This window comes from Pseudomonas sp. EU05-FHT14B02 (genome assembly GCF_058791055.1).
Map to the genome: position 1 here is coordinate 1 of NZ_JBYTDD010000039.1, position 12266 is coordinate 12266.

General features: G+C 58.4%; 11 protein-coding genes. 2 read left to right on the forward strand and 9 right to left on the reverse strand.

The features are described from left to right. Window positions 1-98: 98 nt before the first annotated feature. The 9 genes from msrQ to mrcB form a co-directional block, all read right to left on the reverse strand. The gene (gene msrQ, locus AC3WTM_RS27160; RefSeq protein WP_102672222.1) at window positions 99-719 is read right to left on the reverse strand and encodes a protein-methionine-sulfoxide reductase heme-binding subunit MsrQ; all 621 of its coding nucleotides are present in this window, start codon (window positions 717-719) and stop codon (window positions 99-101) included. Then, on the reverse strand, window positions 719-1732 hold the full coding sequence (msrP, locus tag AC3WTM_RS27165; RefSeq protein WP_102672223.1) for a protein-methionine-sulfoxide reductase catalytic subunit MsrP: 1014 nt from the start codon (window positions 1730-1732) through the stop codon (window positions 719-721). Before msrP ends, msrQ begins: the two co-directional genes overlap by 1 nt. Before the next feature lie 58 nt (window positions 1733-1790). Next, window positions 1791-2645: a CDP-diacylglycerol--serine O-phosphatidyltransferase gene (gene pssA, locus AC3WTM_RS27170; RefSeq protein WP_007971084.1), complete on the reverse strand. Its 855-nt coding sequence runs from the start codon at window positions 2643-2645 to the stop codon at window positions 1791-1793. Window positions 2646-2788: 143 nt separating this feature from the next. Beyond that, complete coding sequence (gene ilvC, locus AC3WTM_RS27175; RefSeq protein WP_003228216.1) at window positions 2789-3805, reverse strand: ketol-acid reductoisomerase; 1017 nt, start codon at window positions 3803-3805, stop codon at window positions 2789-2791. A gap of 45 nt (window positions 3806-3850) precedes the next feature. Beyond that, window positions 3851-4342 carry an acetolactate synthase small subunit gene (ilvN, locus tag AC3WTM_RS27180; protein WP_003205610.1) on the reverse strand — a complete coding sequence of 164 codons (492 nt, stop codon included), beginning with the start codon at window positions 4340-4342 and terminating at the stop codon, window positions 3851-3853. 2 nt (window positions 4343-4344) lie between these two features. Beyond that, the gene (locus tag AC3WTM_RS27185; RefSeq protein WP_057716561.1) at window positions 4345-6069 is read right to left on the reverse strand and encodes an acetolactate synthase 3 large subunit; all 1725 of its coding nucleotides are present in this window, start codon (window positions 6067-6069) and stop codon (window positions 4345-4347) included. Window positions 6070-6552: 483 nt separating this feature from the next. Then, a complete protein-coding gene (locus AC3WTM_RS27190; protein WP_102672224.1) occupies window positions 6553-6888 on the reverse strand; it encodes a YqcC family protein in 336 nt (111 codons plus the stop codon). After that, a complete protein-coding gene (locus tag AC3WTM_RS27195; protein ID WP_102672225.1) occupies window positions 6888-7625 on the reverse strand; it encodes a tetratricopeptide repeat protein in 738 nt (245 codons plus the stop codon). The genes AC3WTM_RS27190 and AC3WTM_RS27195 overlap by 1 nt, the downstream gene beginning before the upstream one ends. 16 nt (window positions 7626-7641) lie before the next feature. Then, window positions 7642-9960 carry a penicillin-binding protein 1B gene (gene mrcB / locus AC3WTM_RS27200; protein WP_090451424.1) on the reverse strand — a complete coding sequence of 773 codons (2319 nt, stop codon included), beginning with the start codon at window positions 9958-9960 and terminating at the stop codon, window positions 7642-7644. Between the two features lie 116 nt (window positions 9961-10076). Between mrcB and AC3WTM_RS27205 the strand changes: the two genes are divergently transcribed. Further along, on the forward strand, window positions 10077-11633 hold the full coding sequence (locus AC3WTM_RS27205) for a bifunctional aminoglycoside phosphotransferase/ATP-binding protein (protein WP_102672226.1): 1557 nt from the start codon (window positions 10077-10079) through the stop codon (window positions 11631-11633). A 91-nt stretch (window positions 11634-11724) separates the two neighbouring features. After that, complete coding sequence (locus AC3WTM_RS27210) at window positions 11725-12069, forward strand: pentapeptide repeat-containing protein (protein ID WP_102672227.1); 345 nt, start codon at window positions 11725-11727, stop codon at window positions 12067-12069. Window positions 12070-12266: the final 197 nt, after the last annotated feature.

Below are 12266 nucleotides of genomic sequence, written 5' to 3' on the forward strand. Positions count from 1 at the left end.
AAACTGCGTAACTCTTTGTTTACCAAGGAGTTTTCCGTTTCGACTGCGCCGGAAGTGGGGCGAATTATAGACACCTGGAATCTGCCGTCAACCACTATTTACGCCTTTTTGGCAGAAGAGGCCTTTTTAGCCATTAGACGCGGGATTCGACGAGCCACAGGCGGTAGCCGCAGCATTAACAGCAATGCACCTATAGATGCATAGATCACCCACTCTTTCAGGTCGGCGCGCACAATCCAGAGCATATGCAGTAACCCAAGCCCGAGAATGGCATAAGCCAGGCGATGCAACTTCTTCCAGCGGGCGCCCAATCGTCGCTGGCTGTATCGATTGGAAGTCACCGCCAATGCCAGCAAACCAAGAAAACCCAACGCCCCGACAATAATGTAAGGCCGCTTGCGCAACTCGACACCCAACTGCGACCAGTCAAAACCAAGAATGAATGCGCAGTAGCTACCGAGGTGGAGCAGCACATAGGCAAAGCACCACAATCCCAACTGTCGCCGCACGGCATTCCACCCCGCCCAACCGGTGAGTCTCTGCAAAGGCGCCATGCTCAAGGTTACAAGCAGCAGAACAAGCGCCCCCAAACCCAATCGATCGACCAGCACCTTGCCCGGATCCGGCCCGAGGACATCCTCCCAGGCCTGGTACAGCCACAGCAGCGGCCACACCAGCACCACGACAAAGACACCGATACGCCAAAACGGATAGCGCATCAGTAATTCTTCCTCAGGTCGAGCCCCGTATATAGAGAGGAGACTTCCTCTGAATAGCCGTTGAACATTTGCGTGTCGCGCACATTGGGCTTGAACAAGCCACTGGGCAGGCGGCGTTCACGCGCCTGAGTCCAACGAGGATGATCAACGGTGGGATTCACGTTCGCATAAAAGCCATATTCATCCGCAGCAATACTCTGCCAAGTGGTTTTCGGCTGCTCGCTGACCAGACTGATGCGCACAATTGACTTGATGCTCTTGAAGCCATATTTCCAAGGCACCACCAAACGCAACGGCGCGCCGTTTTGATTAGGCAATTCACGCCCGTACATCCCCACTGCGAGAATCGCCAACGGATTCATGGCCTCATCCAGTCGCAACCCTTCCACATAGGGCCAGTCGATCAAGGCAAAACCGGAGCGCTGCCCCGGCATGCTTTGGGGATCCTGCAAGGTTTCGAAGCGGATGAATCTGGCTTTCGAGGTCGGCTCGACCTCCTTGAGCAAGGCCGAGAGCGGAAAACCGATCCAGGGAATGACCATCGACCAGGCTTCCACGCAACGCAGCCGGTAGATTCGCTCCTCCAACCGATACGGTTTCATGAAGTCCTCCAGCGCATACCGCCCAGGCTTGCCCACCTCCCCGTCCACCACTACCGACCACGGCTCCGTCTTCAGCGTACCGGCATTGGCGGCCGGATCACCTTTGTCTGTGCCGAACTCGTAGAAGTTGTTGTAGTGGGTCGCATCCTTGAACGGCGTGATCGCCTCATCCTTGACGCTGATCGCCCCCCACTGGGTAGCCGGAAGTTTTTCGCTGAACCAGGAAGGCGCCTTGCCGGGCTCGACATCCGGATAACGCACAGCATCGCCAGCGCTGGCCCATTGCGACAGGCTGCCCAGAGCGAAGCCCGCAACCGTGGCGCCGAGCACTTTGCGTCGAGAAAGATAGAGGGATTCAGGCGTGACGTCCGACTCGTGGCAATCGGACGCTCTGGGGACTTTGATCAGCATGGTTACTCCGCAGCTTTGGAGGACAGATGCACCCATAGACTGCGGAGTATGAGGGAAATTACGCGCTCTTGTTACGGCGAAGACGTAACAGATATTGAACCGGGCCGGAGGCTGCATAGGCGAGAAACACCAGCAGCAGGATGCGCGGAGGGTCACTGAACACCACTGCGAACACCAGCACCACGGCGAGAATCGCCACGAAAGGCACTCGCCCCTTCAGGTCCAGCTCCTTGAAGCTGTTGTACTTGATGTTGCTGACCATCAGCATGCCGGCCGCCGCAACCATCAGCGCAACCAGGAAGGACATCTTGGAACCCTGAATGCCGTAGTCACTGAACGCCCAGACGATACCTGCAACCACACCCGCAGCGGCAGGACTGGCCAGACCGATGAAGTAGCGCTTGTCCGCAGTACCGACCTGGGTGTTGAAGCGCGCAAGGCGCAAGGCCGCGCCCGCCACATAGATGAAGGCGACCATCCAGCCAACCTTGCCCATGTCACCCAAGGCCCAACCAAAGGCCAGCAATGCCGGGGCAACACCAAAGGCAACCATGTCCGACAGCGAGTCGTACTCGGCACCGAAGGCGCTCTGGGTATTGGTCATGCGGGCCACGCGCCCATCAAGACCATCGAGCACCATTGCGACGAAGATCGCGATGGCCGCGAACGCGAAATACTTGCTCGCATTGGCCGAGTCACCGGCGCTCAAGGCCGCCTGGGCGCTCATTGAGTTGATGATGGAATAGAACCCTGCGAACAGATTCGCAGTGGTGAACAAATTCGGCAGAAGATAGATACCACGATGCCGGACTTTACGACCTTCGGCGTCATGCCCTTCCTCGACATGTTCATCGATGGGCAGCAGGCTTTCGGCGTCAGAAGCCTGGTTTGGCTCTTCGGGGCGTTCGCTCATGGACATTACCTTGCAACGGGTGGAAAGTTTGGACAGGTGTCTGGGACGACGGTTCGGCCGCAAACGATGCAGCTTTATACCAGAACCGGCCCCCCAAACGAAAAAACGCGGCCTAAGCCGCGTTTTTCGTACAAGCGCGTGACTTAGTTTTTAGCTTTGTCGACGATCTTGTTGGCACCGATCCACGGCATCATGGAGCGCAGTTGCTCGCCGATGATTTCGATACCGTGAGCGGCGTTGTTACGACGCTTGGCGGTCATCGAAGGATAGCCGGTAGCGCCTTCGCTGATGAACATCTTGGCGTATTCACCGTCCTGAATACGTTTCAGGGCGTTGCGCATGGCCTGACGGGATTCGGCGTTGATGACTTCAGGGCCGGTCACGTACTCGCCGTATTCGGCGTTGTTGGAGATCGAGTAGTTCATGTTGGCGATACCGCCTTCGTACATGAGGTCAACGATCAGCTTCAGTTCGTGCAGGCACTCGAAGTAGGCCATTTCCGGCGCGTAGCCAGCTTCAACCAGAGTTTCGAAACCGGCCTTGACCAGCTCAACGGTACCGCCGCACAGAACGGCTTGTTCGCCGAACAGGTCGGTTTCAGTCTCGTCCTTGAAGGTGGTTTCGATGATGCCGGTACGACCGCCGCCAACGCCGGCAGCGTAGGACAGGGCGACGTTCTTCGCGTTGCCCGAGGCGTCCTGGTAGATAGCGATCAGGTCAGGGATACCGCCGCCCTTCACGAACTCGGAACGTACGGTGTGGCCTGGAGCCTTCGGCGCGATCATGATCACGTCGAGGTCAGCGCGCGGCACAACCTGGTTGTAGTGGATCGCGAAGCCGTGGGAGAAGGCCAGGGTGGCGCCTTTCTTGATGTTCGGCTCGATTTCGTTCTTGTACAGGGAGGACTGGAATTCGTCCGGGGTCAGGATCATGACCAGGTCGGCAGCTGCAACAGCAGAAGCAACGTCGGTCACTTTCAGGCCGTGGGCTTCAGCCTTAGCAACGGTAGCCGAACCTTTACGCAGGCCGACAGTCACGTCAACGCCGGAGTCTTTCAGGTTGCACGCTTGAGCGTGGCCCTGGGAACCATAACCGATGATGGCAACTTTCTTGCCCTGGATGATCGACAGGTCGCAGTCTTTATCGTAGAAAACTTTCATGAATTTCCCCTATATCAGGCCGTTCAGGCCGTTCGCTAATTTGGTTTAAATGCTGAGTACTTTGTCGCCGCGGGCAATGCCGGTCACGCCACTACGGACGGTCTCCAGAATCGAGGCGGTGCCAATGGACTGAATGAAGCTGTCGAGCTTGTCGCTGGTACCGGTCAGTTGAACGGTATACACGCTGGCGCTGACATCGACGATCTGCCCACGGTAAATATCGGTAGTGCGCTTGATCTCGGCGCGCTGGGCGCCGGTGGCCTTGACCTTGACCAGCATCAGTTCGCGCTCGATGTGAGCACTCTCCGACAGGTCGACCAGTTTTACCACTTCGATCAGCTTGTTCAGGTTCTTGGTGATCTGCTCGATGATTTCATCGTGACCGACCGTGGTCAGCGTCAGACGCGACAGGGTCGGGTCTTCGGTTGGTGCCACAGTCAGGCTTTCGATGTTGTAGTTGCGCTGCGAGAACAGACCAACCACACGAGACAGAGCACCGGGTTCGTTTTCCAGAAGCAAGGAAATAATGTGCCGCATGATTAGGTACGCTCCGTCTTGCTCAGCCACATATCGCGCATGGAGCCGTCTTTGATCTGCATCGGGTAGACGTGCTCGCTGGTATCGACCGAAATATCGATCACCACCAGGCGATCTTTCATGGCGAACGCTTCTTCCATCTTCGACTTCAAATCTTTCGATTCAGTGATGCGCACGCCAACGTGACCATAGGCTTCAGCCAGCTTGACGAAGTCAGGCAACGACTCCATGTAGGAGTGCGAGTGACGGCTGCCATAGCTCATGTCCTGCCACTGACGAACCATACCCAGAACGCCGTTGTTCAGAATGACGATTTTTACCGGCAAACCGTATTGCAGACAGGTGGACAGCTCCTGGATGTTCATCTGGATACTGCCTTCGCCCGTCACACAGGCGACGTCGGCATCCGGATAGCTCAACTGAATGCCCATGGCCGCCGGGAAACCGAAGCCCATGGTGCCCAGGCCACCGGAGTTGATCCAGCGGTTCGGCTTGTTGAACTTGTAGTACTGCGCAGCAAACATCTGGTGCTGACCCACGTCGGAGGTCACAAAGGCATCGCCATTGGTCACTTCGCACAGGGTTTCGATCACGGTCTGAGGCTTGATCTTGCTGCCGTCGCCCTTGTCATACGGGAACAGGCCGCGATCACCGCGCCACTCGTCAACCTGCTTCCACCAGCTGGCAACGGACTCCTTGTTCGGGGTCTCGCCGATTTCCTTGAGGATCGCGACCATCTCGGTCAGGACACTCTCAACCGGCCCCACGATAGGCACGTCGGCCTTGATGGTCTTGGAGATCGAAGCCGGGTCGATGTCGATGTGAATGATCTTGGCGTTCGGGCAGAACTTCGACGCGCCGTTGATGACACGGTCGTCGAAACGTGCGCCGACAGCGAGGATCACGTCAGCATGGTGCATCGCCAGGTTGGCGGTGTAGCTGCCGTGCATGCCGAGCATGCCGATGAACTGACGGTCGGTGCCAGGGTAGCCACCGAGGCCCATCAGGGTATTGGTCACTGGCAGGTTGAGCATCTTCGCCAGTTCGGTCAGTGGTGCGGAACCACCACCCAGGATCACGCCGCCGCCCGAGTACAACACAGGACGCTTGGCCGCCAGGAGCATTTCTGCCGCCTTGCGGATTTGACCGGAGTGACCACGAACAGCCGGGCTGTAGGAACGCAGCTTGGCTTTTTTCGGGAAGACGTATTCGAACTTCTCGGCCGGGTTGGTCATGTCTTTCGGGATATCGACAACGACCGGGCCAGGACGACCGGATTGCGCCAGGTAGAACGCCTTCTTCATGACTTCCGGGATTTCCGACGCGTGCTTGATCATGAAGCTGTGCTTCACGATCGGCCGGGAGATACCGATCATGTCGGTTTCCTGGAACGCATCGGTGCCCACCATGGTGCTAGGCACCTGGCCGGAAATGATCACCATTGGAATGGAGTCCATGTAGGCGGTGGCGATACCGGTGATGGCGTTTGTTGCGCCAGGACCGGAAGTCACCAGTACCACGCCGGCTTTACCGGTGGCACGGGCGTAGCCGTCAGCCATATGGGTAGCCGCTTGCTCGTGACGAACCAGGATGTGGGTCACTTCCGGTTCTTTGAACAGGGCATCGTAGACATGAAGAAGAGCACCACCCGGGTACCCGTAGATATATTTGACGCCTTCGTCACGCAAGAAGCGGACGAGCATCTCACCGCCAGATAAAAGCTCCACGTTGCTCACCTCTAAAACGCCAGAATACCGCCCACGAAAAATGGGACGGGTCTTAATAGGTTTACTTCTCGGCAGAGCATGAGCGACGGTGGTCGCCGACTACGTCAGCACTGACTGAGCAAGTATTGGGATCGTCCCAAGTGTTGCGGGGCTTTCCCACCCAGCGCGAGGTAACGCGTTGCGGGTGTAACAGGTCGACGCGGATATGCGCCTCATGATCTGCTGAGAGGGTCTGCTTCTGGCAGTCCCTGTACAGCGGACTTTGGATTCTTCTGTTTCGGCCTTCGCAAGTCAAGTCGTCTATGTGCTTTATTCTACTAAGCACATGAGAACGCAAGAAAAAACCCGTAAATCCACCCCGTGTTAGCTTTGATTGCGCAACTTTTGGCAAAAAATTGGCACGCGAATGCACTTACCCTGAAACGGCCGACAAAATAGAGAGATATTGTGAACAACTGCCAGCGGACACTGGCAGCTTCTGGCTCAGCGGGACGCGGTGATCAGTTGATCGAATTCTTTGAGCAGCACCTGTAACTGCCGATCCCTACCTTGGACATTGCGCCCGGCAAAGACCATTTCGGCCATTTCCTGAATGCCCGAAGCATTGGGTAGCGGCAAATTCTGCTCGAGGATCATTTTCATGCGTGGTAGGAAGATCCATTGCAGCCATTGCTCGAAATCCAGCGTATCGACCGAAAACGGCTCGACGCTGGAAAGCGCCTCAGCAGATGGCGAGACTTCATCCCACCATCCTTGCGCCCGCAACTCGCGCTCGATCAACAACAGTTGATCGGCGATTTTCAGAAATCGCGCATCCATCACAGCGTTACCTTGGCCTTCTGTCGAGCCAATGCCGCGCCCTGGGAGTCACCCTGCTTTTCACGCGCCTGGCCAATCAGCTCCCACAAGCTGGCCTGAAGGGCTGGACGGCCATTGGCAAAGGTCAACCCACGGCGAGCGAACTGCTCGGCCTGGGCTGCGTCGCCTTGAGCCATTCGCACCTGCGCCAGACGGTAAAGCACCTGCGGCTCACGCGGTGCAACGCGCTGGGCACGCTCGAGGCTGGAGGAGGCACCATTGAGATCACCGCTCGCCTGTTGCTGTTGAGCGGTGGTCAGCAAAGCCAATACCGGGCCGTCCAGTTGCTCGTCGGCAGAAAGTCCGCCCGAACTGGCCGATGGAATCCCGCTTGGCGACGACGGCATGCTGTAGCTGCCCGGATTGATCGGCGCTGATTGGACCGGCGACGTGTCAATCGGCCCCGGCGTGATCGGCCCCGGGGTAATCGGCGTGGTGCTGATCGGCGTCGAAGTCGTTGCCGCGCCTGGCACCATCACCACTACGCCGCTGTCACCTTGCGGAATCGCCTGGGTCTGCGACTGACCTTGCGCAGGGCGCTTGACGGTCGTCTGGCGGAAACCGCCATTGGCCGAGATCCGCTCACTGTTGGACACGGCGGTGCCGGAATCCACGACCGGAATCGAGCCACGTTGTACGCTAGAGCAACCGCTGAGCAAAGCTACGGCGGCAACCGCTGGAATCAACCACTTGTTCACTTGAAACCCTCTTTGCTTAATTCATCCAGCCCTTGACCCAGTCCATCACCGTCTCGGCAGGGTTTTCACCACCGCAAGCGGCACCGGGAGGCGGTTCGCTGCCGCGAATATACGGCATCTGCACGGCACCCGGGCAACCGGCGTCAGAACCTTGCCCGGTTCGCGAGTCCACCCAAGCCTGAACGATATTATCCGGCTGCGGCATGTCCAGCGGCAACGGGTCGGCCTTGCGCATAAAGCTGGTCCAGACCTGCAAGGCCCCGGTGGCGCCGGTGAATGGCGTCTTGCCATTGTCGTCGCGACCCAGCCAGACCACCGCCAGCAAGTCCTGGCTGAAACCGGCAAACCAACTGTCTCGCGAATCGTTACTGGTACCAGTCTTGCCCGCCAGGGTCAGGGTCCTTGGCAACGCGTTATAAACCGAGCTGCCGGTCCCCTCACGCATCACCCGCTGCATGGCACTCTGGATCAGGTAAATGGAGGCCGGATCAAAACGCTGCTGAATCTGGAACGGATAACGCTTGAGTGGCTCGCCTTCGGCAGTCAGCACGCTACGAATCCCGCGCATCGGCGTATTGAAGCCGCCGTTGGCGAGGGTCTGGTACATGGTCGCCACTTCGATTGGCGTCATGCCGCCGGCCCCGAGCAACATCGACGGAAAGGCAGGGAACTCACGCGTCACACCCAGGCGCGCCACCGTCTTCAATACGTTCGGCACACCGACCGCCAAACCAAGACGCGCGGTCGACAGGTTGTAGGAATGCGCCAGGCCCTGATAGAGGAACACCGTACCGTGAGAACGGCGATCGTAGTTCTGCGGCTTCCAGACCTGACCATCCGCGCCTTTGACCGAGAAGGACTCGTCCGACAGCCAACTGGTCAATGTGTACTGGCTCGGTTTCTCCAGCGCAGTCAGATAAACCGCAGGTTTGATCAGCGAGCCAATCGGCCGTACCGCATCCAGCGCCCGGTTGAACCCGGCAAAACTGGCCTGGCGACTGCCGATCATGGCCTGCACTTCCCCGGTCTCCGGATTGGTCACGACCATTGCCGCTTCGACGTCATCGGAACCCTTGCGTCCCGCCAGACGCTTGAAGGTGTCGTTGACCGAAGCCTCAGCCTTCATCTGCAGGATCGGGTCGAAACTGGTGAAGATCCGCAGGCCTTCTTCGGTCAAGTCTTCGTCGCGATAGTCTTCACGCAACTGACGCTTGACCAGATCGAGGAAGCCGGGGAACGAGCTGTCCGCGAGACTGCCGCGCTTGGTCACGCCCAGCGGCATCTTCTTCGCGGCCTCAACCTGCTCGGCGGTCGCGACGCCCTGCTCTTGCAGCACATCGAGTACCAGGTTGCGCCGCTCGAGGGCACGCTCCGGATTACGACGAGGGTTATAGGAAGAAGGCCCCTTGACCATGCCCACCAGCAGCGCGACCTGGTGCAGCTTGAGCTCGGCCAGCGGCTGACTGAAGAAGAACTGGCTGGCCAGACCGAAACCGTGCACCGCACGCTGACCGTCCTGCCCGACAAACACTTCGTTGAGGTAAGCCTCAAGGATTTCGCGCTTGTCGTAGTGCAGTTCAAGCAGCAGCGCCATCATCGCTTCGGTGAGTTTGCGGCTCAGGCTGCGCTCGTTGGTCAGGTAGAAGTTCTTGACCAACTGCTGCGTCAGGGTACTGCCGCCCTGACGCATGCGCCCGGACGAACCGTTGACCCAGATTGCACGGGCGATCGACTTCGGCGAAACACCAAAGTGATGATAAAAATCGCGATCCTCGACCGCCACCAGCGTTTCAAGCAAGTACGGTGGCACCTGATCGATCTTGATCAGAATCCGGTCTTCGAGGTTTTTCGGGTACAGGCCGCCAATCAGCAGCGGCTCCAGGCGCACCACCGACAGCTTCGAGCCTTTAGCCCCCGCCAACTCGGCCACGTAATCGCCGGAGAAACGCACCCGCACAGGTTGCGCCTGCTCCATGCCTTCATAGAACTGGAAGCCACGGGTATTCAGATCAACGGTATTGCCGTTGACCGACGCCGCCCCCGGACCGTTGGCCACGCTTTCACGGCGATAGCCCAAGGCATCGAGTTCGGTCAGAAAATCATCCCGGCTCAGCTTCTGTCCGACGAACAGTTCGAGCGGGCGCGCGTAAACCTTGGCCGGGATGGTCCAGCGCTTGCCGGAGAACTTCTCCTGGACGATCGCATCAAGGTAAACGGCGAATCCGGCCAGCACCACAAGGGCGACCAGACTGAGTTTAATGGCCCATCCCAGCCACGGGCGCAGGCCCCTGGAGGGTGGTTTTTTCGGGGTACGGGGAGTTCGAGTACGAGTCATGGCGGCGGATTATACGCACTTTATTCATCCTCAACAGGAGCGCTCCGAGGTTTGCGTCAAGCGGACTTGCGGCCATAATGACGGCCTTGAATTTCCCAGACTCTGAAGGATCGCCTGTGAGCCAGTCCCTGATCGCTGCCCTGCAAAACCCTGCCCTCTACCCGCATCCTATAGAGGGATTCCAGGTCATCGAGACCCATATTTCCTGGGTACTGCTTACCGGCCCCTATGCCTATAAAGTGAAGAAGCCGGTCAATTTCGGTTTTCTCGACTTCACCAGCCTTGAGGCTCGCGGACACTTTTGCGCTGAAGAACTGCGCCTGAACCAGCGTCTGACCGACGATTTGTACCTCGAAGTGCTGCCCGTCACCGGCAGCGCCGAGGCTCCGCAACTGGGTGGTGAAGGCTCAGCCATCGAATATGTACTGAAGATGCGTCAGTTCCCGCAAAACGGCTTGCTCAGCACCCTGCAAGCCAATGGAGAATTGACCACCGCGCACATCGACGAGATGGCCGAACAAATCGCCCGCTTCCACCTCAGCGCACCGAAAGTGCCGACCGGGCACGAAGCCGGCACCCCGGACAGCGTCATGGCGCCGGTGCGGCAGAACTTCGAACAGATCCGTCCGTTCCTCAGCGACAAAGCCGACCTGTTGCAACTCGACGCCCTGCAAGCCTGGGCCGAAAGCAGCTTCGAGCGCCTCAAACCGCTGCTCGCCCAGCGCAAGGCCGAAGGTTTCATTCGTGAATGCCACGGTGATATCCATCTGGGCAATGCAACCGTGATCGACGGCAAGGTCGTGATCTTCGACTGCATCGAATTCAACGAACCGTTTCGCTTTACCGACGTTTATGCCGATACCGGTTTCCTGGCGATGGACCTGGAAGATCGCGGCCTGAAGTGCCTGGCGCGTCGCTTCATCAGCCAGTACCTGGAGCTGACCGGTGACTATCGCGGTCTCGAACTGCTGAACTTCTATAAAGCCTACCGCGCACTGGTTCGCGCCAAGGTTGCCCTGTTCAGCATGCCGGCCGACGCCACTGCGGTGCAGCGCGCCACGACCCTGCGCCAGTACCGCAACTACGCCAACCTGGCCGAAAGCTACAGCACCATTCCTTCACGCTTCATGGCCATTACCCACGGTGTTTCCGCTGTCGGCAAGAGCCATGTCGCCATGCGCCTGGTCGAAGCCCTGGGCGCGATTCGCCTGCGTTCCGATGTCGAGCGCAAGCGCCTGTTCGGCGAGCAAACCGTCGAGAACGACGTACAGGCCGGCATCTATAGCGCCGACGCCAGCGCGGCGACCTATGCCCGCCTCCACGAAATCGCCGACATTATTCTGCGTGCGGGTTTCCCGGTGGTGGTCGACGCCACTTACCTCAAGCGTGATCAGCGTGACAGTGCAGCGAAGGTAGCCGAGGCAACAGGTGCCCCCTTCCTGATCCTCGACTGCAATGCGCCACAGGCCGTGATCGAAAGCTGGCTGGCCATGCGTCAGGCAGACAAGAAAGACCCGTCCGACGCCACTCTGGCCGTTATCGCCGCCCAGCAAGACAGTCGTGAAGCGCTGACACCCGCGGAAATCCTCTGCAGCAAGCGCGTCCAGACCAATGAAAGCGGGACGCTCGATACCGTTGTGGAACAGATTCGCCAGCGCCTGCCAGGGCTGTAAAAAACTATTTCAGTCGTGAGGCCCTCGCTGGCTTCACGACTGTCAAATGGTGGCACTATACTGGCGTCATAAAAACATCAGGTGATGAGACATGAGCCAGCCAAAACTTCTCGACACACCGCTATATGCCCTGCTGCACAAAGACGATATCAAGGGCTTCAACAATGAACGCCCCAAGAATGGCCCCATCGACATGGTGGGGGGAGATTTCCGCGGGCTGGACCTGCGCGAACTGAATGCCGACGGCGTGGATTTCAGCGACGCCTACTTCCGTTCCGCCGACTTGCGCGGCATCGATTTTCGCAAAGCGAACCTGGAAGGCGCGAGCCTGGCCCATGCGCAAATTTCCGGTACGTACTTTCCAGTGGAACTCAGCGCCGACGAAATCCTGATGTCGATGAACTTCGGCACGCGATTGCGCTATCGCACCCGCTGATCATCGTCGCTGACTGACACGTCCGGCGCCTCTCGTTGCGCTGGACGGGGGGGATGTTCGCCCTTTGTTTCCAGACTCTTCCCCGCCTCTCTCTACTGCGCTCATAGACTTCTTCATGCACTGCCAATGCTCGTTTCTTAGAAGCATTTGCGTCGTAAACGAGCAAACAATCACGCTTTTCCTACTGATGGCTACAC